The organism is Nostoc sp. NMS9, assembly GCF_017114995.1.
GTDB lineage: Bacteria > Cyanobacteriota > Cyanobacteriia > Cyanobacteriales > Nostocaceae > Nostoc.
In genome coordinates this window covers 50498-72908 of the sequence record NZ_JABXKL010000101.1, presented here as the reverse complement: position 1 = coordinate 72908, position 22411 = coordinate 50498, and the positions used below count along the sequence as shown (strand labels likewise).

21 protein-coding genes and 3 pseudogenes are annotated in these 22411 nt (G+C 40.7%); 9 read left to right on the top strand and 15 right to left on the bottom strand.

The annotated features are described in order from the left end of the window. Positions 1-268: 268 nt before the first annotated feature. The 11 genes and pseudogenes from HWQ40_RS33420 to HWQ40_RS33370 form a co-directional block, all read right to left on the bottom strand. Positions 269-3439, bottom strand: a complete 3171-nt coding sequence (locus HWQ40_RS33420; protein WP_292786459.1) for a type I restriction endonuclease subunit R — start codon at positions 3437-3439, stop codon at positions 269-271. An 866-nt stretch (positions 3440-4305) separates the two neighbouring features. Next, positions 4306-4536, bottom strand: coding sequence for a DUF433 domain-containing protein (locus HWQ40_RS33415; protein ID WP_292786456.1), 231 nt, complete (start codon positions 4534-4536; stop codon positions 4306-4308). A 7-nt stretch (positions 4537-4543) separates the two neighbouring features. After that, the gene (locus HWQ40_RS33410) at positions 4544-4798 is read right to left on the bottom strand and encodes a DUF4926 domain-containing protein (protein WP_292786454.1); all 255 of its coding nucleotides are present in this window, start codon (positions 4796-4798) and stop codon (positions 4544-4546) included. Next, positions 4798-5007 (bottom strand): annotated as a pseudogene (locus HWQ40_RS33405) (DUF6883 domain-containing protein); the annotation flags it as partial. The pseudogene HWQ40_RS33405 and the gene HWQ40_RS33410, both read right to left, overlap by 1 nt. Before the next feature lie 149 nt (positions 5008-5156). Then, positions 5157-6350 (bottom strand): restriction endonuclease subunit S, encoded by a 1194-nt coding sequence (locus tag HWQ40_RS33400; RefSeq protein WP_292786449.1) that lies wholly within the window; start codon positions 6348-6350, stop codon positions 5157-5159. Further along, positions 6340-6639 carry a type II toxin-antitoxin system RelE/ParE family toxin gene (locus tag HWQ40_RS33395; protein WP_292786446.1) on the bottom strand — a complete coding sequence of 100 codons (300 nt, stop codon included), beginning with the start codon at positions 6637-6639 and terminating at the stop codon, positions 6340-6342. Before HWQ40_RS33395 ends, HWQ40_RS33400 begins: the two co-directional genes overlap by 11 nt. Next, the gene (locus HWQ40_RS33390) at positions 6636-6902 is read right to left on the bottom strand and encodes a type II toxin-antitoxin system ParD family antitoxin (RefSeq protein WP_292786443.1); all 267 of its coding nucleotides are present in this window, start codon (positions 6900-6902) and stop codon (positions 6636-6638) included. The genes HWQ40_RS33395 and HWQ40_RS33390 overlap by 4 nt, the downstream gene beginning before the upstream one ends. A 107-nt stretch (positions 6903-7009) precedes the next feature. Then, positions 7010-7303 carry a type II toxin-antitoxin system RelE/ParE family toxin gene (locus HWQ40_RS33385; protein ID WP_292786440.1) on the bottom strand — a complete coding sequence of 98 codons (294 nt, stop codon included), beginning with the start codon at positions 7301-7303 and terminating at the stop codon, positions 7010-7012. Next, positions 7300-7557: a type II toxin-antitoxin system ParD family antitoxin gene (locus tag HWQ40_RS33380; protein ID WP_292786437.1), complete on the bottom strand. Its 258-nt coding sequence runs from the start codon at positions 7555-7557 to the stop codon at positions 7300-7302. Before HWQ40_RS33380 ends, HWQ40_RS33385 begins: the two co-directional genes overlap by 4 nt. Positions 7558-7588: 31 nt before the next feature. Continuing rightward, entirely contained in the window at positions 7589-8581 is a 993-nt protein-coding gene (locus HWQ40_RS33375; protein WP_292786434.1) for an N-6 DNA methylase, read from the bottom strand. Then, positions 8565-9149 carry a type I restriction-modification system subunit M N-terminal domain-containing protein gene (locus HWQ40_RS33370; RefSeq protein WP_292786431.1) on the bottom strand — a complete coding sequence of 195 codons (585 nt, stop codon included), beginning with the start codon at positions 9147-9149 and terminating at the stop codon, positions 8565-8567. The genes HWQ40_RS33375 and HWQ40_RS33370 overlap by 17 nt, the downstream gene beginning before the upstream one ends. A 62-nt stretch (positions 9150-9211) precedes the next feature. On the opposite strand from HWQ40_RS33370, the gene HWQ40_RS33365 reads away from it, so the two are divergent. The 4 genes from HWQ40_RS33365 (at position 9212) to HWQ40_RS33350 (ending at position 11287) form a co-directional block, all read left to right on the top strand. After that, positions 9212-9358, top strand: coding sequence for a hypothetical protein (locus HWQ40_RS33365; RefSeq protein WP_292786428.1), 147 nt, complete (start codon positions 9212-9214; stop codon positions 9356-9358). A 121-nt stretch (positions 9359-9479) separates the two neighbouring features. Continuing rightward, positions 9480-9809 carry a hypothetical protein gene (locus HWQ40_RS33360; protein ID WP_292786425.1) on the top strand — a complete coding sequence of 110 codons (330 nt, stop codon included), beginning with the start codon at positions 9480-9482 and terminating at the stop codon, positions 9807-9809. Between the two features lie 87 nt (positions 9810-9896). Further along, the gene (locus HWQ40_RS33355; protein WP_292786422.1) at positions 9897-10064 is read left to right on the top strand and encodes a hypothetical protein; all 168 of its coding nucleotides are present in this window, start codon (positions 9897-9899) and stop codon (positions 10062-10064) included. A gap of 383 nt (positions 10065-10447) precedes the next feature. Further along, complete coding sequence (locus tag HWQ40_RS33350; RefSeq protein ID WP_292786420.1) at positions 10448-11287, top strand: DUF928 domain-containing protein; 840 nt, start codon at positions 10448-10450, stop codon at positions 11285-11287. A gap of 39 nt (positions 11288-11326) precedes the next feature. Here the strand turns inward: HWQ40_RS33350 and HWQ40_RS33345 are convergent, their stop codons facing one another. Both HWQ40_RS33345 and HWQ40_RS33340 read right to left on the bottom strand, forming a co-directional pair. Next, a complete protein-coding gene (locus tag HWQ40_RS33345) occupies positions 11327-13951 on the bottom strand; it encodes a CHAT domain-containing protein (protein ID WP_292786417.1) in 2625 nt (874 codons plus the stop codon). Further along, entirely contained in the window at positions 13917-19070 is a 5154-nt protein-coding gene (locus HWQ40_RS33340; protein ID WP_292786414.1) for a filamentous hemagglutinin N-terminal domain-containing protein, read from the bottom strand. Before HWQ40_RS33340 ends, HWQ40_RS33345 begins: the two co-directional genes overlap by 35 nt. Positions 19071-19285: 215 nt before the next feature. Here HWQ40_RS33340 and HWQ40_RS33335 point away from each other — a divergent pair, with 215 nt between their 5' ends. Both HWQ40_RS33335 and HWQ40_RS33330 read left to right on the top strand, forming a co-directional pair. Further along, positions 19286-19624 carry a beta/gamma crystallin-related protein gene (locus HWQ40_RS33335; protein ID WP_292786410.1) on the top strand — a complete coding sequence of 113 codons (339 nt, stop codon included), beginning with the start codon at positions 19286-19288 and terminating at the stop codon, positions 19622-19624. A 188-nt stretch (positions 19625-19812) separates the two neighbouring features. After that, positions 19813-20082, top strand: a pseudogene (locus HWQ40_RS33330) (cysteine peptidase family C39 domain-containing protein); the annotation flags it as partial. Here HWQ40_RS33330 and HWQ40_RS33325 read toward each other — a convergent pair. Beyond that, complete coding sequence (locus HWQ40_RS33325) at positions 20060-20185, bottom strand: hypothetical protein (protein ID WP_292786408.1); 126 nt, start codon at positions 20183-20185, stop codon at positions 20060-20062. The pseudogene HWQ40_RS33330 and the gene HWQ40_RS33325 overlap by 23 nt on opposite strands. A gap of 367 nt (positions 20186-20552) precedes the next feature. On the opposite strand from HWQ40_RS33325, the gene HWQ40_RS33320 reads away from it, so the two are divergent. Then, positions 20553-20897, top strand: a complete 345-nt coding sequence (locus HWQ40_RS33320; protein WP_292786406.1) for a beta/gamma crystallin-related protein — start codon at positions 20553-20555, stop codon at positions 20895-20897. Between the two features lie 52 nt (positions 20898-20949). On the opposite strand, the gene HWQ40_RS33315 is transcribed toward HWQ40_RS33320, so the two are convergent. Beyond that, a complete protein-coding gene (locus HWQ40_RS33315; RefSeq protein WP_292786403.1) occupies positions 20950-21180 on the bottom strand; it encodes a hypothetical protein in 231 nt (76 codons plus the stop codon). On the opposite strand from HWQ40_RS33315, the pseudogene HWQ40_RS33310 reads away from it, so the two are divergent. Then, positions 21179-21464 (top strand): annotated as a pseudogene (locus HWQ40_RS33310) (cysteine peptidase family C39 domain-containing protein); the annotation flags it as partial. The gene HWQ40_RS33315 and the pseudogene HWQ40_RS33310 overlap by 2 nt on opposite strands. Positions 21465-21801: 337 nt before the next feature. Then, positions 21802-22170 (top strand): beta/gamma crystallin-related protein, encoded by a 369-nt coding sequence (locus HWQ40_RS33305; RefSeq protein WP_292786400.1) that lies wholly within the window; start codon positions 21802-21804, stop codon positions 22168-22170. Positions 22171-22411: the final 241 nt, after the last annotated feature.

The window sequence follows — 22411 nt, the reverse complement described above, 5'->3', positions numbered from 1 at the left end:
ACTAAGCAATTACATCAGAAGCTCAAGCAGTATTTAGAAGAGTACAACCCCAATCGCCGCAAGGAGTTCTTGTTTCCTGATCGACATGGGTCAGGACATATCCACGAAGTCAGTGCTGATAGAAATCCTCAGAGATACCTGTGTTAGATGACGACCAAAAACAAGGGTAAAAAACTAGCTAGTAGTCTCTGCTCTGCCTCCTGTCCGGGTTATGTTTACTTCTGTGTCGCTTAGTTCTATTCCTATGCAAGGGATTCTGTATCCGAATTTACGCACCAGTATTATAGATACTACCTTGCCCAGAATAGTTCTCATAAATGTGCTGATAAACTTCCTGACACTTCTGTTCATACAGTTCAGTAGAATAACTCTGCGGTAACCGATCCAAACTATCCTTAATCGCTACTTCCACCGATGCTCTGGTTTGCTGTCTCTTCTTCCAATCCAAAACTAACTTCTCTTTTTTGAGAGTTTTGAGTAATTCTCTTGCAACTTGTTTAACTTCCTGTTCCTCTTGCTTAGTCAGTTGAATTTCTGGTTTAGTCAGTAAGTCAAAAATTGCTAGTTCTTCTTCAGTGAGATTTTTTGCGATCGCTCTTTTATCTTCAACGCCCAATTCTTGAGCAAAGTTAATCAAATCATTGAAGAATATCTGCACGTTGCGTGAGTCAGCATTGTGTTCTGCAATCATCTGCTGGAATTTCTCCAGGTAGTTGATGCGAGTTTTATTTAACCTCACCATCTGCTGGAGTTTTTGCGCGATCGCTGTTTTGAGTTTTTCTGTCTCTGTTCTCTGGTAGTCAGTACTAGCAAATTTATTTTTTAACGCTACAAAGTCGATTTGGCTTAAGTCGATGCGTTGACTGTGGGATTCTGTGATGACAAACTCTCCAGCAGTGATGGACAGATCCAACAGTTCCTCCACTTGTTCCATCACTTCGGACACATCAACTTCTGGTACTTCTGCCAGAATTTGGTCTTTGATTGCCTGCAAATGAGCATTAATAGCGGTAAATTCATTGGCAGCAGGATCTGGGAGGATAGCTTTGTAGAGTTTGTTAGCGTTACCTGCTAGGGAAAGATAAGTTTTTTTGGCCTCATCATTAATAATGATGCATTCCACTGCATCTGCCCAAAACTTGGTGCGTGCAAAACCTTGTGCTGACTCCAGTACAGCAAAATCAATGCCTTTTTGCGTACAGAATGTTGTGGTTTGGGCGATCGCTTCTCTTAATTGTGCCACTAAAGCTGTTTTTGCTTTAACTGGAGTATCTTCTTCTTTAATCCCACCACCAGATGCGGAACCATAAATGGTTAGTGCTTTCTGTAAATCTCGGAAGACACCAATGTAATCAACAATTAAACCATTAACTTTACCTGGGAAGACACGATTTGCTCTGGCAATGGTTTGCATGAGAGTATGGTTCTTCATGGGTTTGTCTAAGTAAATGGTGGAACAACTGGGGACATCAAATCCAGTCATCCACATAGCGCAGACAAAGATGATGCGTAGGGGATGAGATGGATCTTTGAATTTTTCATCCAGTGGGGGAGATTCACTCACTAACCTTTGACGGTGAGGCGTAATGTCTAATTCTTTTTTCTGAAATGCTTCTACTTCGTTTTGAGACTGAGATATGACCACTGCCATATCTGTTTCTGACATATATTTAATTGTGACTGATAATTTTTTGCGTTCAAATTCGCTTAAATTAGATTCAGCAAGTTGATTTTTAAACTGCTGGAGGTGTTGTTGCCAGTGGTGCTGGACTTTGTTGTACATTTTGACCGCAGTAAATCTGTCAATGCTGACAATCATTGCTTTACCCTGGTATCCTCTACCCAGCAAGTGGGTGACAATATCTTGAGCAATTTTCTCTAATCGGTCATCTCTGGTAATTAATTGATATTCTCTGGCACATTGTCTTTCTAGTTTCTTCTCTTCTTCCTCATCCATTGTTGCTGATTCGATGATTTCTGCTATATCTTCATTGAGGGCATCATTGGTAAGTTGCAATTCGGGAATTCTGTTTTCATAGTAGAGGGGAACTGTGGCGCTATCTTCTATTGATTGCCGGAAGTTATAAATGCTGATGTAATCACCAAAGGTTTTTTTGGTTTCTTGCTCTCCTAACATTAGAGGTGTACCAGTGAAACCAATGAATGCTGCATGGGGTAAAGCATTCCTCATGTTGAGAGCGAATGTGTCATACTGACTGCGGTGTGCCTCATCTGCAATGACGATAATATCTGACCTATCAGAAATTTGGGGATAGGTTCCGCCTTTTTCAGTGCGGAATTTTTGAATCATCGTGAAAATGTAGCGATGATCTTCATGCAGGAGTTGTTTGAGGTGTTCTGCACTTTTAGCGCGGACATTTTTTTCGATTTCTGTCACTGCACCAGCATAGGCAAAGTTTTTGTAGATTTGTTCGTCTAAGTCTTCTCTGTCAGTGATTATCACAAATGTCCAGTTACCATAGAGTTTTCGCACCACTTTTTGGGAGAAGAAGACCATTGAGTAACTTTTACCGCTACCTTGGGTATGCCAAAATACTCCTAATCTGCCTTGATTGGATTTAATTTCCTTTACTGCGGTAACTGCTTGGTTAACTCCTAAATATTGATGATTTTTCGCAACGATTTTCACTAAACTGCCTTTAGCAGCGTAAAAGAAGATGAAATTTTCAACTAGATCCAGTAATTTGGTAGGTTCACAAGTACCTCTAATTATCGTGTCTAGAGAAATTATCCCTTCTTCTCCTTCAGAATTTATCTTCTTCCACTCCGAGTAATGTTCCCATTTGGCAGTTAAGCTACTAATGCGACTTTTTTTACCATTGGAGAGGATGATAAATGCGTTGTACCAGAAGAGTTGGGGGATAGTTTGCTTGTAATCTGTGAGATTGTTTTTATAGGCAAGTTCTAAGCGTTGGTGATGTGCTTTTAGTTCAATGAAAACTAAAGGTAAACCATTCACAAACCCTATTAAGTCTGTTCTTCTGGTGTAAATCTCTCCTGTCACCCAGAATTGAGACGCGAGAAAAAAATTATTATTTTCTGGCTGATTCCAGTCAATGACTTTGACTGTTTCTGTTTGGTCTTCACCCTGATCATTTTTAAAACTGACTTTCACTCCATCTTTGAGGAGTTGATAAATTTCTGCATTCGCATTGGCTAAACTCAACGTGCTTCTGTCACGAGTTAATTCTTCAATGGCCAGTTGGATAGCTTCTGTGGGTAAGTCAGGGTTTAAGTTTTTTACAGCTAACTGGAGTTTGGGAATTAAAACTACCTCACCCTTTGTCTCTCTTCCCAGTGTGCTGTTTGTACCAAAGGTTTCATGGTAACAATTGGCTGTTTCCCATTGTAGTTGAGAGAATAGTTCAATGGTGGCATTCTCTAGCGCTGCTTCTGAGTCTGGGTGAGGTGGACGCATAGGTATGGAGTATAGATTTACTCCATTTTTAACTCAAAAGTTCGGCGTTGGGGATTGATGGGGTTAAAGAACGTAGACGCAAAGCCTCAACCCAATCTACACAGCTTGAATCGCGGTGTGACAAAGTTTGAAGTACTCCAAAACGACTTTTAAGTACCTCAACACGACTTTTAAGTACCTCAACACGATGTTGAAGTACCTCAACACGACTTTTAAGTACCTCAACACGATGTTGAAGTACCTGTTGCTTATACCAAATTGCCTTTGGTTGTCATTTTTAACGCAATATTGAAAGAGATCGCTTAGACATCGAGATCAAAAGATTTGCGATCGCACTTGAATTACACTCAATACGGTTCAGTTAAGGATAATCGTAGGTTGGGTTGAACGAAGTGAAACCCAACAAACCACCGAAAATGTTGGGTTTTGTTCCTCAACCCAACCTACGCAGTTTAAGGTTTTTGGCGCTAACTGAACCGTATTGGAATTACACTGGGTGCATCAGCTTGAGTCATTGCCAGCAGTGTACCAAAATCTAAGTCATGGTGACAAACAATCTAGTCGTTTGTCAGTGCCCATGCCATGATTACTTTGTCTGTAGCACTGGGATTACCAATTGTTGATTAGTGGACAGCTTCAAAACCCTCACTTTCTAAGAGGATGTTTGAAAAGTATTTTTCGTCACATCAAAGCTTCAGAAACCTAACCCCCCTAGCCCCCTTCCCTACGAGGGAATGGGGGTTTCAAAGCCTCTCTCCGCTTCGGGGAGAGGTTTGGAGAGGGGTTTCAAGTATACTTTACGACTTTTAAAACATCCTCTAAGACTGGAACCCAGTCAGGAGAAAGATTCATATTAAGTAAAATTTTCATGCCCAAGCAAGGGGTACTTCAATTTCTTCTACCCGCCATGCAGCATAAGCTAAAGCTTCATAAATATCCTCACGTTCTAGGTATGGGTACGCTTTGAGAATATCTTCTGGGGTATGTCCTGCTGCCATTAAGCTTACAATTGTACCTACAGTAACACGCATACCTCGAATGCAAGGTTTGCCACCCATGATTTCTGGGTTGAATGTGATTCTTTTTAGTGGTTTCATAAAGTGATTACTTTAATTCTGCTAATGGGCGAATGGCTAATACTGCATCGCTGGGCATTTTTTCTACTGCTGACATAGGAACAGTAAAAACAGCGATAGAGTCACCTGCTGCATTAAAGACTTCTAATACATAGCCATCTTCACCACCGCTTGGATGAGTCACATCATCAATTAGCATGGCGACATCACCCTGTTTGAGGTTGTATTCTGGGAAGTCTCGACACAGAGCAATGTACTGATATAGTTCCAATTTCATCATCATTAGTCCTTTTTTGGTTTCAAGGTAATAAAACGAAAGCTTCCGTCATGTTTTGATTCTAGCCAAACTGTAATAACTGCTAAATTTTGACCATTTACTCCTTGTAGGTATCCTGCAATAGTGTAAAAAGTTCCATATTCATTAGTATTATCTTCTACAACTTCATTGGTGGTGGCGAGTTGTCGAATCGCTGTCAATAAATCTTCTGGGTTATTTTGTGTAAATTCTGCTTAAGCTAAAAATTTTGATTTATCATCTTTGATACGGGGGACTAAAAGATAACGGGTAAGTTTTTCTTCGGAAATGATGAGATTATCTGGAATTTTCACAATTTAGTTTTTATCTAATTATTTTTAATTGGTTAAGCAGCTATATCTTCTGTAGTGATTTTTAGGTGTTCTACGTCGATTTCTCCTGAGATGAGTTTGGGGAGGAGTAAGTCACGGGTTTTGCGGAGGTTTAAGTTTTTTGAGTGAAAGTTTTGTTTTTGACTCAAAATATCTGCACAAAACTTGTGAAATTGGTTTAGTAGTTCATGAGGAGGAATTATTAATTCAGCATTTTTAAAATCTGCTGTATTTACTGCTGGATATGCTGAACCAGTTGCATTATTGGTTAAATAATCCACAAAGTTATCTGTTGTTAATGCATGATAAAGATACGTATATGGTATTTTTTTTGCTGTTATTACTGCAAATCCAGTTGAAACAATTAGATTTTGTATTGGATTAATAATTAAACTGTATGACCTGCGGTTAGGTCTGACAGTAGACCAGATAATATCTCCATGTTTTACTACTCTACGCGCACGACTAGAAGCTTCTACAAAAGCAATAGTTTCAATATTATTTATTTGCCCAGTATTAACAGAAGAAATATCTACATATTTAATTTCTTCTGGTGCATTTCCAGATTTAATACTAGATAAATTGATGTCTGCAACTTGTTCTAATTGCTTTAACTCCCACCCTTCAGGAATTAACCCCAATTCAGAATCAACCATTTTGGTGTGTTCCTGACCAGGGAAGCGGAATTTGACAAACCACTCATGGTAGAGGGTTTGTGCCATTTCTTCTAATATTTTGATGCGTCTTGTGTTGTTTTCTATTAGGTCATCATACGCTGAGAGTATGGCGGCGATTTTCTTCTGCGTGGGGAGAGATGGATAAGAAATAGGTAATTCATGAATATGATTTCTATTTAGAGTTGGATTGGCAGAACCACAATCATATTGTTCAAGGTGCAATGTTTGTAGAAAATAGTACGCGAACTTCTCATCATTACCATGAAAATCTTTAACCCATAATGTTGTATCAGTTGCCCAAAAATTACTTTTAGCAAAGAAGACAGTACCAAGAGTTCCCTTTCTACCAATCACTACCCCTGGAGCTTTTACCTTATATTCGTTATGTTTTCCACCCAATCCTGAGGAAAATATCACATCATATTCACCTGGTTGTAATTGTCTTTTTGTGATATCAAAACCTCTTTGAAAAGTTAGAATTTTGCCTAAAGTTATATTTTTCCATCCTTTCCTGAACAATTCACTCTTCATCTGCAAACAAAAACTCCAAATCTCGATTACCACTCACGACACGCAAAATTTCTACCCCGTCATCAAGAACTTGATAAAGAATTACATATCCATCTAGGGGTAAACCACGCAATGAGGGTTTAATATGAGCATAACTACGTCCCATGCTGGGGAAGTTAGCTAAATTTTGGCACTTTTTATTAAATTCTCTAAATAACTTTTCTCCTGCTTCCAGATTTCTTGGGAGAAAATAATCAGCAATTTCGTTTAAATCTCGACTTGCAGATGGTGAGATAATGTAATTACTCATTCCTGACCCTCACGCGCTTTTTGGAATCTGTCGAGTATTTGCATCACTACAGTCTCACCATCCAACCCTTCACCGCGCTCAAGTTCTGCAATTGCAACATCAACTTTTTGCCGAGTTTCTTCTACCCATTCCTGATACTCCTTATCCTGTTTTTCCAGCAATTTCAATGCTTTACTAATCACTTCCTCAGCATTTGCATATCTACCTGTAGCAATTTGCGCTTGAATAAATTGCTCGATTTCTGGTTTAAGTGTGATATTCATAACTATTACCTCAGCTAAAAAACTTGAATGTATTCATTTTGTTCTGACTCGTCACCTTCTCTACAATTATTGACTCTGACTTAGTAACCAAACTCAAAAATTTATTCTTAATCCTCAAACAAAGATTCTAAATCTCTATAACCACTGGCAATACGAGTAACAAGAATTTCATCCTCACTGGGATAGTAAAATATCATGTAATCATCCACAACAAAACCGCGTAAATTTGGTACAAGTCTTCCGTAACTTTTCCCCATATTAGGAAAACCTGCTACTAACTTACACTTTTTACGAATATCATCAAAAAGCTTACTAGCTGCTTTTGGGTTACTGCGAGCAAGATATTCACAAATTTCATCTAAATCTCGAATTGCTTCATCTGAAAATGAATAACTACTCATTCTTCAGACTCCTCAGCAATTTTCCGAATTTTTTCTTGCAACCTAGCAAAAACAACTTCGCCATCAGTTACTTGTCCTTTAGAGATTTGTTCAGTTCCCACAGCAATTTTTTGACGTAATTCTTCAATACGCCGTTCTCTTTCTTGAAGCAACTTAAAAGCTTCATTTATCACATCTTCTGCACTAGCAAACCTACCCGTTGCAAGTTGCGCTTGAATAAATTGCTCGATTTCTGGTTTAAGTGTGATATTCATAACTTTTACCTCAGCTAAAAGAAGGGATGCATTAACTTTGTTCTAACAATTTCGCCACATTCTCAGCAATTCTCTCCTCTAATTCCCTCGCCTCCAGATTCAAAACTTCCAATTCCTCATTCAATTCTTCCAATTTCTCAGTAAAATCAAAATCTTCCACTACTCGTTCCGCAACACCCACATAACGTCCAGGGTTTAAACTCCATCCCTGCGCGGCGATTTCTTCTAAAGTTGCTACCTTACAAAGTCCAGGTACATCAATATATTCCCCTTGGGGGAATTTCTCCGCCAGCAATGCTTGGCTACCATCGGTAGTCTCTACTGCTTCACCTCTGTACAATCTGACAATATTCGCTAAAAATTCAATCTGTTCTAGGGTAAACTCCCGATGGGCACGGTCAATTTGACGGTAAATGTGCCTAGCATCCAGAAATAATACCTTATCTCTGCGGATAGTATCTGCTTTCCCCTTATCCAAAAACCACAGAGTACAGGGTAAGGTAACAGTGTAGAAAAAATTAGAACCAACAGCAATCATCACATCCACTGCATGAGATTGAATAAGTTTCTGCCGAATCTCTAACTCTGTACCTCGCGCATCACTGGCAGAATTCGCCATGACAAATCCTGCCCTACCTGTTTCATTCAATGCACTCCAGAAAAAATGAATCCACAGGTAATTAGCATTATCTGCTTTGGGCATTCCAAATTTGCTAACACGCGGATCTCCCTTGATTTTTTCTTTGTCCACCTTATCGACATTAAAAGGTGGGTTAGCCATCACAAAGTCAAATTTATCTACAGACTTGTGAATGTCTTCATAATAAGTATTGCTCTGGCGAATATCTCCTGCTAGTCCATGTACAGCTAAGTTCATCTTGCATAAGCGGACAGTTTCACCTACTTTCTCCTGCCCATAAATACTAATTTCTGTGCTGGGGTTCTTCTTGTGTCTTTCTACAAAAGATGCACTTTGAACAAACATACCACCACTTCCACAAGCAGGGTCAATAAATTCGTCCATGATATGGTTCAATTACTTCTACAATCAGTTTTACTACAGAAATAGGGGTAAAGAATTCTCCCCCCTTCTGTCCCTCAGTCATCGCAAATTTACCCAGGAAGTATTCATAAATCTTCCCGAAAGCATCCCCTGATAAATCTGTTCCTAATTCGACTTTGTTAAAGTTTTTCAGCAAGTCAAATAACAGGTCATTTTCGAGGCGATTGTAAGTTTTGGGCAGAATATCCTTTAATTCTTCATTCTCTGCTTCAATGGCACGCATAGCATCATTGATTGCCTTGCCAATATCTGCTCCTCCTGGTAAATTCAGCAGTGTGGAGAATCTGGCAGCATCAGGCAAATACATTACTCCCTTTGCTTGGTAGTCTGCTTTGGTAATCCCACGTCTTTTACTACCTGCATTTTTCAGTTCCTCCTCAGCATGGGTAAATTTCCAATCAGCGTAACGCAAGAAAATTAACCCCAGTACCGGGATGGAATACTCACTGGACTTTAGCTTGGAGTTAGCGCGTAACTCATCCGCTGCTTCCCATAAACGTTTCTCTAGGTCAGTAGTGTTAGCAGCCATAGTCAGACATCAGATTACCAAATCTACTCATCATAGGATAGTTTGTATGTTACTACCACTCAGTGAGCTACCAAGTTGAGCAGAAACCAGCGAGAGGCACCTTAGACAGAAAAAAGGCGATCGCCTTTTTTGATTTCAGGCAGAATATGTTCTGTGCGATCGCAGTTTTCATTCCCCTAAAACTGGATGATGTATTGAAATTGAGCTAAAAAACTTGCAATATAACCTGGGAATGCTTGATATTTAATCGCTAACATAGAAACTGCGATCGCTTATTCTCGGTATGATAGCTCTATATGTTGTCACCCGTGCATTATTAAAGTTGTCGCTATGATTGCAGCCAAAACACCCACTCGCAGACACTGGGAACTGTTTGAGGTTTACAAAGCTAAGGTTGCTATCAAAATGGAGCCTGAAGAATTCCTAAAGCATTGGGCTGTCAACTACGAAGAACTTGCCGAATTGTGTGGTCGTTCTAAAAGCACAATAGCGCATTGGTTTTCCCAAGGTGAGCATCGTCGGGAACCCTCAGAATCTGACAAACGCCGACTAGCGGAAATTCATGCTCTGTGGATTCAATTTGAAAATGAACCTGCCCACCTCAGAGAGATATGGGCAAGAAAACGACGGCGCAAACAAGACACGAACTGTAATGATTAGTTGTCATCAGTGCATTATTTAATTGTCATGGTGACAACATGAGCTTTATTGTGTGTCATAGTTATTCCCACCTCTGTTAGGTGAATTATGATTACTCAAAGCTTTTTATCCAGCGTCGAAGAATCAAATGCAGCAGTCAATAGTCCAAGCGAGTTTCAGACTGTGCAAGGTAAAGAACCACTCAAACATTTGTTGATTGGTTCTTCTAAAGCTGTAACTAGCACAATCCACAAAATACTTTTGCAAGAGTTATAAACTTTAAAATGCCTGTAAATGCGTTGTTATTTGAGGTCTGCAAAATCTCCACCCCCAGTTCAAATCCGGGTGCCGCCTTCTAAGAAATATAAGCACTACAGGGTTTTCAAGCCCTTTTGTCTTGGGCGTTAAAGGCTTGTTTTCAAAGCCTTCAGAGATTTTTGGGAACAAGGGTAGTAATCTACAGACGCAACAACTTGTTGTGGCTCAGAGGTACGTTGCCACTCAAGCCCCACATTCACACAGACAAGGATTATCGCCAGTTTGTATCGCTAGGGAAAAATGCGATCGCGTCCAAAAATGGTGATGATCAATTTAACCAAATGCTACGTTAACCTTTATGATGACGATAGCAACAATCAAAAATCGTACCTGTTAAGTCAATGAAATGGATCTTAACAACTGCTCTGATTTTGAGCAGTACTACTCAATATTCAACACAAGTAACAGATCAAACTAAACAACCAATTACTAATAAACAGCTTGCACAACCAGTTAAAACACCTGCTTCACCTCAACAACCTACTTCTCGACCAGTTTTTATTTTGCCAAAAGCACCTGCTCCATTAAGTCCTGTATCTGGGCGTAGAGCAGGAATGGGTAGTCGAGATAATTGCCCTGCGGTTTCAACCCCGCTCACTGCCTTAGTACCATTTCAAGAGGAACAAAAGGTTGGCAAACAGACAAACAAGTCAATTATCGGGACTGTAGAGGGACTAACCACTTTAGAACGGCCTACGTTTTGGTTTTATATCCCCTACACTAAGGATTTGTCTAACTCAAGCGCTGAATTTAGCTTACAAGATAGCGCCGAAAATAATGTTTATAGAAATGCGATCGCCCTACCTTCAGAGCCAAGTATCATTGGTATTTCTCTCCCTAGTACTGCTTCATTAGAAGTAGATAAGACATATCGTTGGTATTTAAAAGTACATTGTAACCAAGAGACAGGAAGTATTCCTGTATATGTAGAAGGGGACATTAAAAGAATCAATTTAGATGAGCGTGTTATGCAACAATTAGAAGCCGCAAAGGAGCCTCGACAAAAGATTATAATCTATGCTGAAAAAGGGATTTGGTTTGACGCTTTAAATATGCTAGCACAAATACGCATTTCTAATTATAATGATCCATCTATTGAAAAAGATTGGCAAAGTTTATTGCAATCAATCAATTTGGATAATCTGGCTATGATGCCCCTAATAAAATTACCAATCCGCTAATAATTTTATATCCAGTAAAGTATCTATAAGCCTAGACTTCTACAACCAATTACCAACTATAACGTAGGGTGCCCAGTACATCGGACGGTTATATTCAGGAGCTTCAAGTAATTTTAATTGAGCAAAGCGTAAAGCTTCTGCCGTAGTTTTACCAGTCACTAACTGGCGGTAAAATTCCTCAATAAATAAAGCTGTAGAGTTATCGCCAATTTGCCATAGGGAGGCTAAAGTACTCCGCGCACCAGCACGCAGGGCAACTCCTGCTAATCCTAATGCAGCTCGCTTATCTCCTACTGCTGTTTCGCAAGCACTCAAAACAAGTAATTCAACTGGTTCTGTTAGTTTTTGCTCTCTACTTTTAAGCAAACTATCTAATTCACTCACATTGATGCGTCCATCAGCTGCTAGGATAAAAGTGTCTTTTGCTTTAGAGCTAAATTGTCCATGAGTTGCCAAGTGAACAACTCTAAAAGCTTGAGTGTTAATAGTTTTTGCTAAATTTGTACTGGTAAAATTTTTATCCAATAATGTAGTTGTCGATACGCCTGATTCCTGAATTAATTTCAGTTCAATCTTAACGTTGGGAAGTGGTGCAAACTTTTCATTTTTGGGTGGTTGTGATAGTCCTCCAAGCAGGGCATTTAATTTTTTGTGTGCTAAAGGTTTGGGAGTAAATAGTTGCAGTCCAGGGCTAATAGCTATAGAGTATTTTTGGACTAAATACTCTTTGCCATCATACAATGCAGACATCGGTATATTTCGCAGCAACCCATCTGGAATAAAGACTAGAGTATTAACTTTCCCATTTTGGAGGTCTGTTTCAACTGGTTTAATTAACCAGTTATAAAGCTGTTGAGAAACTGCTTTAAATTGCAGATTAGCATCAGGTTCGACTATTGTCTCTCGTATTTTTGTAATAATTTGCTCTACTTGCTGACGTTTGACTTTAGAAGTTTTATGGATCAATCTTTGATTGGGAAGTTTAATAATAATTTCTAAATAATTATCTAGAATAATCGGGTAGAAAATAGCAGTATTCGGGTTGTCGCGGTCTACTACTTTGTCCAACGCCACAAATTGGTTACTCAAGCAAGCTTCTCGGAAAAAATTGTCGAGTTCTGCGACTTGCAAGGCTTCCATTCGCTGACGTGCTTTATCTAAATCTGGTTTTCCTTGTCCTTTCTCTTGTAAAATCAACTCTACAGACTGCCGATAAAGAGGTTCTATGCGATCGCGAAAATTGAACTGTACCTCTCGATTAACCGCAACTAAATCGCTGCGAAGAGACTGAAGAGTTGTTACAGCAGCATCATAAGCAGATATGGCTGCTGGCATATTTCCCTGTGCTTTGAGCAAGCGTCCTAACTGCCACTCAAGGCGATAAGCTATATCTGAGGCATCAATTTTTTGAGCCATAAACAACGCTTGCTGCGTCAAATCCTGTGCTTCTTGCAATTGTTGGTTCTGCTCGTAAACTTCTCCCAAGCTGCCCAGTGCATGGGATTCGGCACGTTCATCACCGATTATTTTGGCTTGGTGAACGCTAGTTGCCAGAATCTCTGCAATGTCTTTTATGTTACCAATTGTGGTTAAATTCTGAGCAAAATTGATCCGTGCATAAATACCGGCTTGATTGGTAGGCAGATTGGGGAATTGAGATTGGATTGTGGGTATTAATGACTTTGCTTCAGTAATCCGTTCGTTTTCGACCAGCAAACTCAGCTGATTAATCAGGGCTTGAACTTTGATCAGAGGGTTTGGTGCAATTTTGGCAGCGTTTTCATAATGAGCGATCGCACCTTTAATATTACTTAACGACCTAGCAGTATTACCGAGACTAAATTCCGTCAAACTAATTTCTAGAGGCAGTTGCAGACGTTGAGCGATTTCTAAGCTTTGTTGTAAGTTTTTCTGGGATAACTCAAGTTCGCCTAATTGTTGTAAAACATTACCAAGCGATCGCAAAGCTATTACTTTTACAACTGAGTCAGGTTGAGCTTGTAACTGTTTGGATACTTCCTCCAATATATCCAAGCTACGGCGGTAAAAACCATCAACTCGTAGGGCTTGTGCTTGGTTAATCCGGCTGCGCGTTACTCCAGCAGTATCACCTAATTTCTTCCAGATTTGCTCTACTTGTTGTGATTTTTGAAAAGATGCATCAGTTTGTCCCAGTGCTAGTTGCAATTCGCCCTGAATATTTAGAGTTTGTGCAAGAATTTCTAACAATTCAGATTTTGGATTCTTGACATTTAACTTTTGATTTATCTGATCCCAGCCAAGTAAATTTAAGCTATTGTCAATAGTTGCATAAGCTTCTTTCCACGAGCCGAGTTTCTGGTATACAAGACAGAGGTTAGTCAGCGCTGCGGCTTGTGCGAGGTTATTGTTTTCTCGTTGATAGGTACGGACAGCTTGTTGTAAAATAATTACGGCTTCAGGAAAGCGCCCAGCTTGATAAAGTGCTTCTCCTTGCTCAAGAAGTTGCTGTGGTGTTGTGGCTGGGGGTTTATTGATTTGAATGTGAAACCCGTTTGGTGAATTTGTCTTTTGTTGTTTAGCAAATGTGCTAGGAATAATAGTCAGGAAAACAGCAAGAGTAAATAGGACTACGGGAGTTACCGCAAATCTAACGACTCGCTTTGGCAGCTGAAGTTTTGCCATATTTCACACCTCCCTGAGATACAGGACAGGAAGCAGGTGTTTGCCAAGGGCTGTGGGGGTTGAGTTGAGGAACTTGTGCTACTAGTTCTATATTTCCATTGCGATCGATTACCCAGCTAGAAGCTTCCACAATTGGAATTGTAGCAGCAATGGGAGTAGTTGAAACTGCTGTTGGTTGTGCCTGAGTAGTTGTATTTGCCAAGTTTTCTGATTTTGATCTTAATTTCACCCACGCAGACACAGTACTTGAATCTTGTAATGGTTCAGTGGGACTCATGGGTAGTCCGCCGCGTCCTGTTGCTACAAATGTATTTTGGAATTGCCGAGTTCCAGGAGTGCAGGCATTGGAAATTTGCCTAGAAGCATCAACTAGATTAATTGGGAGTTCGACTAAGCCGTTACTAGGATTTACATCAGGTGTGTTGATTTGCACATTGCCGCTCAAATCAGGAGTTGCGCCTGTGGCGGTGATATCGCTTGTGTTTAGCGAAGGCTCATTTCGGGACTGGATACCAAAGATCCCTGCAATATTTTTGATGGTGACATTCCCGCCACGGAAGTTCGCAGAATCTGCTCTAATATCGCTATTTTCCTTGGTAACAGCAACGATGAAGCCATTTTTGTTATCAATTGTGATGTTACCACCACTGATATCATAACCACTGGCGTTAGTGGTTATGCTGCTACCTCGACGTAATAATAGTAGAGGCGAGTTGAGAAAGATATCTCCACCTCCTCCTGTAGTGTCAGCGCTTATTTTTGCACCATTGTTAAGATAGATAGAGTCAGCCTGTACTGTGAGATCACCTGCACTTCCCGAACCAACACTGCTCACAGTTAGTCCACTGGCTGCACCTTGATTGCCTACTTTCGGTTTGCCATATATATCGATATTGTCAGCGCCGAATTGAGCAAGTCGAGCCAAGTAAGTTGGATCGCTGTCTGTTATTGTCGCACTGTCAGTGGCATTAAGAGTGATGCTACCCGCACGCCCACTACCAGATGTGATTGCAGTCAGTTGTCCACCCGACGTTGCATCAATTGTATTCGTATTGATATTAATTGCTCCCCCTATTCCACTGGCTGTAGTTCTGGCATCTACAACTGCGCCCTTGGAAATACTAAATGTATTTGTATTCACTGTTATATTGCCGCCAACTCCAGAGGAATTGGTGCTGGTAAATATGCCGCTCGATACTGCATCTACGAACTGTGGAGGAGAATTGAATCTGGGTGGAATATTGTTTTGAAAAAGGTCGGTGGGAGCCACTGTTGTATTAGTCCCAGATACACTAACTTTATCTGTTGTATTGATGAGGATATTACCAGCTTTTCCTTCTCCTGATGTGACTGTATTCAGTTGAGCGCCATCTGTTAATAAGAGTGATTGGGCTGTGATATTAATCCCTTGAGCATCTCCAGTTGCCCCTTTTTGTACGGCAGTAGAGATGTCACTATCAGCCAGGGAAATTGCACCCATAGTCTCCACAGAAATCCCGCCAGCATTTCCTTGTCCTTGAGTGCTAGCAGATATCAAAGATTGATCAGAGGAGACAAATCCTGCTTGGATATCTATATTTCCGGCTTCGCCCTTCCCATTAGCAAAAAGTGTAGTCGTGATAAAGCTCTGGTCTAAAGATAAACCATCCCTGAGATCGATTGATATCTTGCCAGCATTTCCCTCTACTTTCTTCTCCAAATTATTGTCGTCACCCACTCCAGTAGCTAAAAAAGAGTCGTTGATTAACTGGAGAGATGGCGCTTTGATACTAATATTGCCTCCATTGCCTTTTATCGTGTTATTACTTAGGGTGCAGCCAACGGCAATTAATGAGCAGATTCCAACGTTGCTGAATGCGCTACCTTGATCAAACAATACGCGATCGCTGGCATTAATAGTGATATTTCCAGCATCTCCATTTTCTCCATTGGCGCTGGCTGCTAAAAAAGATTTACTAGTCACAGAAAGTGCGCCAGTATCAATGGTTATACTGCCTGCATTCCCTTTACCTTGGGTGTTGGAAATTAATTGAGCGCCATTCGTTAAGGAAAGCGACCCGCTAGTAATTTTGATGTCACCTCCCTTACCTTCTACTTCTGTGGTATCACCAGGAAGCTGATTAACATCAGTGTATACTTTAGCTCCATTCTCGAAGGAGGCGGTTTCGCGGGCATCAATAGTGATATTTCCGGCATTTCCCCGTCCATTGGCGCTGGCAGCTAAGAAAGATTCATTAGTTACAAAAAGCGAGTCTGTATTGATGGTTATATTGCCTGCATTTCCCACTCCCGAAGTACTGGCAGTCACTTGAGAGCCATATGTTAAGGAAAGCGACCCGCTAGTAATTTTGATGTCGCCTCCATTACCTTCTACTTGTGTGGTATCACCAAGAAGCTGATTAACATCAGTATATACTTTGGCTCCATTCTCGAAGGAGACGGTATTGCGGGCATCAATAGTAATATTACCTGCATTTCCCCGTCCATTGGTTCTGGCATCTAAGAAAGATTCATTAGCGACAGAAAGTGAGCCAGTATCAATAGTAATATTACCTGCATTCCCCTGATTTTTAGTACTAGCAACTAGTTGAGCACCATTCGTTAAGGAAAGTGACCCGCTAGTAATTTTAATGTCACCTCCATCACCTTCTACTTGTGTGGTATCACTGAAGGGAACCTGATTGACATCAGTATATACTTTCGCTCCATTCTCCAATGAGACGCTATTGCGGGCATCAATAGTGATATTTCCGGCATTTCCCCGTCCATTGGCGCTGGTAGCTAATAAAGATTCATTAGCGACAGAAAGCGAGTCTGTATTGATGGTTATATTGCCTGCATTTCCCACTCCCGAAGTACTGGCAGTCACTTCAGAGTTATTTGTTACCGAAAATGACCCTGTGCTGAAGGTGATATTACCCGCATCTCCTACTCTGGAAGTGCTAGTATTAAGCTTAGAACCATTGCTTACGGTAAGTAATCCTGTACTAATGCTGATGTCGCCTCCCTTGCCTCTGGTCGTCACATTGGTATATGCTTGACCTCCCAGATCAAACAATACGCGATCGCGGGCATTAATATTTATATTCCCTGCGTTTCCTTGTTGTCCATTAGCGCTGGCAGTGAAGAAAGATTGATTAGCGACAGAAAGCGAGCCAGTATCGATGGTTATACTGCCTGCATTCCCTTCACCTTGGGTGTTGGAAATTAATTGAGCGCCATTCGTTAACGAAAGCGACCCGCTAGTAATTTTGATGTCGCCTCCATTACCTTCTACTTGTGTGGTATCACCAGGAAGCTGATTAACATCAGTATATACTTTCGCTCCATTCTCCAAGGAGGCTGTATCGCGGGCATTAATAGTGATATTTCCGGCATTTCCCCGTCCATTGGCGCTGGCAGCTAAGAAAGATTCATTAGCGACAGAAAGCGAGTCTGTATTGATGGTTATATCACCTGCTTTTCCTACTCCCGAAGTACTGGCAGTCACTTGAGAGTTATTTGTGACGAAAAATGACCCTGTGCTGAAGCTGATATTACCCGCATCTCCTACTCCCAAAGTGCTGGCACTAAGTATAGAGCCATTTGTTAAGGAAAGTGAGCCAGTGTCAATAGTAATATTACCTGCATTCCCGTCATTTTTAGTACTGGCATCCAGCTGAGCACCATTTGTTAAAGAAAGCGAATCACTAATAATGTTAAAGTTGCCTGCTTGACCTTTACCGTTTTCCCCAACATCGGTGTAAGCCCAACCTCTATCTAATGAGATGGCATCGCGAGCATTAATGGTTATATTTCCCGAATTACCATCTCCCTTGGTGCTAGAAGCGAGGAAAGAATTATTGGTAACAAAAAGTGAACCAGTGGTGATATTGATATCACCTCCATTACCTTTGACTGTGACGTCAGTATAAGCCTGGCTTCCTTCATTGAAGGAGACAGTATCGGGGGCATTAATAGTTATATTCCCTGCATCTCCCTCTCCATTGGCGCTGGCTGCCAAATAAGAGTCTTCAAAAACTGAAAGTGACCTGGTATTGATAGTGACGTTGCCTGCATTTCCCTGTCCATTGGTACTGGCAGCTAGAAAAGAGTTATTGCTCAGAGAAAGTGAATCAGCATTGATATTAATATTTCCACTATTGCCCACAGCGTTCTCTAGCACTTGATTGGAAATATTGCTGCTGTCTGCGATCGCAACTATCCCAGTGGCATTAATTTTAATATCTCCCGCCTGAGTTGTGGATGAACCAGCGCCTGAAATTCCTGTGATCAGTTGGCTTCCCTCCGATATATTCAAATTTGCTGCATTGATAGCAATATTACCACCATTGCTTGCAAGTACATTCACTTCAGCTTGATTGGTAAGAGACACATCAGCTTGTGGCACTCCTTGGGGAAAATTCAAACCAAGGAAATCCCCGTTAGAAAAAAGTCCGACGGTGCTTTCTCCTGCTACTCCCCCCAACTCCACACTTCCCGAAGGAGCTACAAGCTGACCACGATCCATGCTCACATTGCCGCCAACAAGTATTAAACTCCTACCAGGATTTACCTGCAGATTAGACCCCCTCACCGAAACACTTTCAGCATTGCTCCCAAATTGCAAACCAATAGGGACATTAATAGTTAACAAAGGTGTAGATTGAGGATTTTTTGCACTAAATTCAAATCCATCAGCAAATTTCATACTATTGGCAGATGTGGCAAAAAATGAACCACCAATATTTAACCGAGCATTCTCACCAAAGATAATACCATTGGGATTAATTAGGAACAGGTTAGCTGTGCCGTTGGCTCGGATTAAACCATCAATATTAGAGATAGACGTTCCTGTGACTCGGCTAATAATGTTTTGAATGTTTGCAGCATTGTTAAAAAATGCCTCCGAGCCAGTGGGAACAGAAAAATCTTTAAAGCTGTGAAACTGATTACCCCCTGCTTGACTTCCTCCGGTGATTTTGAAGGTGTTGTTCTCTAATGTGACGTTGGAATTATTTGGCAGAGTCCCGTCTGGAGTGATTTGGGCAACTGAGATATTTGCATAAAAGGCGATCACACTCCCAATCGCAATTCCTAGACCTTGCAACCAGTCCAAACGCATAGCTTTAAAAGACATTGCACTCTCCTATTGAAAAGGTAATTTAGCTTGGAAGCCTTAATTGAGTATAGGTGTGAGGACAATCAACTTATGCATAAGAGAGGATATTACCAAATTGGAATTACTGAATCAAGTGAATAAAATTCAATCACTGCTACCAATGAAAAATCAGAGTCAAGGCAAACAAGCTTAACCTTCAGTTCAAACACAATCTGAAACTCAGGAGAAAAAGAATGTCTAACATCAACAACCAAACCCAAGACTTTTACAGCATCGAATTAGTGCAAGACCTTTCCTATGAAACTGCTGCTGCTATTTCTGGCGGTGCTGCATTGGAACTCTACAATGACAGCAATTTTGGGAAGTTGTTAGTGCAGACAAACGAGGGTACTGGAAATGTGGGCAACGATGTAAATGACCGTATTACCTCGATTGTAGTCAACGAGGGTGTTTGGAGATTCTTCACAGATTCTCAATTTCGGGGTCTTTCTGCCGATTTGGGACCAGGACGTTATGCAAATATTGGTCTCGGTTTTAGTGATTCAATCACATCCTTCTGGAGGATCGGGTAGGTTGAGCTAACACTTTCAACGATCCGATCTCATCTATTGTGATTCTTGAAACTTAAGTGCTGAAATTCAAAACAGAAAAAACGCTCTCACCTTCGCTTTTAGCTGAGTAACGCTTCTTCTCCCAGTTCCTAAGGGCGAGGTTGCTTTCACTCCTTATTTTTTCATAGATATAGATAATTAATTCTACCATGAGAGATCAGGTTGTTCTCCAACACAGTGAGAAAAACTGTGGTGCAGCAAGCCTAGCCACAGTCGCCAAATACTACGGACGTACTTTTACTCTCAACCGCGCGTGAGAAGCAGTCGGCACAGGTTCGCGGGGAACCACGCTACTAGGTTTGAGACGGCGAGCAGAAACTCTAGGATTTCATGCTCGTCAAGTCCAAGCTACCGCAGAACTACTAGAGAAATTAAATGAAGTTCCAATGCCCGCGATCATTCACTCAAAAGGGCACCACTAGGTGGTATTTTACGAGTCAAATTCGAGATCAAAGCGATCGCACTTCCAATTGCAATTCCTAGACCTTGCAACCAGTCCAAACGCATAGCTTTAAAAGACATTGCACTCTCCTATAGAAAAGGAAATTCAGCTTGGAAGCCTTAATTGAGTATAGGTATCAGGACAATCAACTTATGCATAAGAGAGGATATTACCAAATTGGCATTACTGAATCAAGTGAATAAAATCATGTGACTGCTACCAATTAAAAATTAGAAGGGAAAACCAGCCAAAAACGCCTGATTCCCAACAGTGAATAGAATCATGTCACTGCTACCAATTAAGAATCAGTAAGGTTAGCAAGCTGGAAATAACTCTGATTTCCGACAGTGAATAAAATTCAATCACTGCTACCAATTAAGAATCAGAGGAAAGGCAAACAAGCTTAACCTTCAGTTTAAACACAATCTGAAACTCAGGAGAAAAACAATGTCTAACATCAACAACCAAACCCAAGACTTTTACAGCATCGAAGCTGTGCAAGACCTTTCCCATGAAAGTGCTGCTGCTATTTCTGGCGGTGCTGATTTGGAACTCTTCAATGACGACAATTTTGGGAAGCCGTTAGTGCAGACAAACGAGGGTACTGGAAATGTGGGCAACGATGTAAATGACCGTGTTACCTCGATTATAGTCAACGCGGGTGTTTGGAGATTCTGGACAGATTCTCAATTTCGCGGTGTTTCTGCCGATTTAGGACCAGGACGTTATCCAAATATTGGTCTGGGTATACTTCCTAATGATTCAATCTCATCCTTCGAGAGGATCGGGTAAGTTGAGCTAACACTTTCAACGATCCGATCTCATCTATTGTGATTCTTGAAACTTAAGTCCTGAAAACCAAAAGAGAAAAAACGTTCTTACCTTCGCTTTTAGCTGAGTAACGCTTTTTCTCCCAGTTCTTAGGGGCGAGGTTGCTTTCGCCCCTTATTTTTTCATAGATATAGGACTTACGTAAAAGTACAGGCGGTAGGGGCAATTCATGAATTGCCCCTACATAAAAATCATTCTTTTCAGCTATTGTTTGCGTAAGTCCTGAGATATTTAATTTTACCATGAGATATCAGGTTGTTCTCCAACACAGTCAGGAAGACTGTGGTGCTGCAAGCCTAGCCACTTTTGCCAAACTACTACGGACGCACCTTTACTCTCAACCGCGTGTGAGAAGCAGTCGGCACAGGTTTGCAGGGAACCACACTACTAGGTTTGAGACGGGGAGCAGAAAGTCTGGGATTCCATGCTCGTCAAGTCCAAGCCACCGCACAACTAATAGAGAAATTAAATGAAGTTCCCTTGCCTGCCATCATTCACTCGAAAGGCTACGACTGGGTGGTATTTTACGAGTCAAATTCTAGCTCAAAGCGATCGCTCTTATCAATCAAATATCTATCTAAAGTGGTAACATGTTACAGACTAAAGTGGTAAGATATTACATAATCAGCTTCTGTGCATTTGTAGCGTAGTCAGGGCTTCAGCCCTACTTTTATGCAACTTAAGTAAGTCGGTGTTAAAAAATCAACCTATGTAACGAAGTATAAAGTCAGGAAAGAGCTTATAGAATCGTTCCAGGCTTTTTACAAAACTCAACATACCTTGGTTTTACCGTGCAGACTTACTTAAATGCCGATTAGCTGACAACGCCAAAAAAGAAGTATTCACACTTAATTAGGAGAAAAAAATGAAAAAGAACTGCTTTGAAGCAATTTCTACCATCATGGAACTTGACGATGAACATGCTGCTACCTGTAGTGGTGGTGTAGCCTTTACTGGGAGCAACGACCCAGATGTAATTTTGTATAGAGATATAAACTTCGGCGGCGGTAATCCTCTGAATGTTAATGCATCAGTAAATGATGGTGTTGCCTACGTTGGTAATGATTTCAACGATCTAACCTCATCTATTGCCATTATTCGGGGTACATGGAACTTCTATCGAGACGCTGGATTTGGGGTTTATCAGACCACTCTCGGACCAGGACTATACTCTTTTGTTCCTAATTCCGGTATTCCAAACGACAGTGTAAGTTCCCTCTATCGTGTAGGATAGATTTAACTATACTCTAGTCTCCCAGGGGATATTTCAAACGACAGTATAAGTTCACTCTATCGTGTAGGATAGATTTAACTATCCTACATGATAGATAGAGGGATTTTAGGCAATGGTAAAGCCACCTTAGAGTATACATTTCTCAGATAGTATTAACAGTATTTAGCTATAAGTTACTTTAAGAATATCAATAACTCAGTTAGTAGTTATTCACTTTTGACTGATAACTATTCACTGTTTA

Coding starts and splice junctions, on each gene's coding strand:
- HWQ40_RS33390 (WP_292786443.1), bottom strand. CDS start 6,902: ATGAATATCACACTTAAACCAGAAATCGAGCAATTTATTCAAGCGCAA.
- HWQ40_RS33305 (WP_292786400.1), top strand. CDS start 21,802: ATGAAAAAGAACTGCTTTGAAGCAATTTCTACCATCATGGAACTTGAC.
- HWQ40_RS33315 (WP_292786403.1), bottom strand. CDS start 21,180: ATGGTAAAATTAAATATCTCAGGACTTACGCAAACAATAGCTGAAAAG.
- HWQ40_RS33370 (WP_292786431.1), bottom strand. CDS start 9,149: ATGGCTGCTAACACTACTGACCTAGAGAAACGTTTATGGGAAGCAGCG.
- HWQ40_RS33420 (WP_292786459.1), bottom strand. CDS start 3,439: ATGCGTCCACCTCACCCAGACTCAGAAGCAGCGCTAGAGAATGCCACC.
- HWQ40_RS33360 (WP_292786425.1), top strand. CDS start 9,480: ATGATTGCAGCCAAAACACCCACTCGCAGACACTGGGAACTGTTTGAG.
- HWQ40_RS33380 (WP_292786437.1), bottom strand. CDS start 7,557: ATGAATATCACACTTAAACCAGAAATCGAGCAATTTATTCAAGCGCAA.
- HWQ40_RS33415 (WP_292786456.1), bottom strand. CDS start 4,536: ATGAAACCACTAAAAAGAATCACATTCAACCCAGAAATCATGGGTGGC.
- HWQ40_RS33410 (WP_292786454.1), bottom strand. CDS start 4,798: ATGATGATGAAATTGGAACTATATCAGTACATTGCTCTGTGTCGAGAC.
- HWQ40_RS33320 (WP_292786406.1), top strand. CDS start 20,553: ATGTCTAACATCAACAACCAAACCCAAGACTTTTACAGCATCGAAGCT.
- HWQ40_RS33375 (WP_292786434.1), bottom strand. CDS start 8,581: ATGGACGAATTTATTGACCCTGCTTGTGGAAGTGGTGGTATGTTTGTT.
- HWQ40_RS33395 (WP_292786446.1), bottom strand. CDS start 6,639: ATGAGTAATTACATTATCTCACCATCTGCAAGTCGAGATTTAAACGAA.
- HWQ40_RS33325 (WP_292786408.1), bottom strand. CDS start 20,185: ATGTCTTTTAAAGCTATGCGTTTGGACTGGTTGCAAGGTCTAGGAATT.
- HWQ40_RS33335 (WP_292786410.1), top strand. CDS start 19,286: ATGTCTAACATCAACAACCAAACCCAAGACTTTTACAGCATCGAATTA.
- HWQ40_RS33340 (WP_292786414.1), bottom strand. CDS start 19,070: ATGTCTTTTAAAGCTATGCGTTTGGACTGGTTGCAAGGTCTAGGAATT.
- HWQ40_RS33385 (WP_292786440.1), bottom strand. CDS start 7,303: ATGAGTAGTTATTCATTTTCAGATGAAGCAATTCGAGATTTAGATGAA.
- HWQ40_RS33345 (WP_292786417.1), bottom strand. CDS start 13,951: ATGGCAAAACTTCAGCTGCCAAAGCGAGTCGTTAGATTTGCGGTAACT.
- HWQ40_RS33350 (WP_292786420.1), top strand. CDS start 10,448: ATGAAATGGATCTTAACAACTGCTCTGATTTTGAGCAGTACTACTCAA.
- HWQ40_RS33400 (WP_292786449.1), bottom strand. CDS start 6,350: ATGAAGAGTGAATTGTTCAGGAAAGGATGGAAAAATATAACTTTAGGC.
- HWQ40_RS33355 (WP_292786422.1), top strand. CDS start 9,897: ATGATTACTCAAAGCTTTTTATCCAGCGTCGAAGAATCAAATGCAGCA.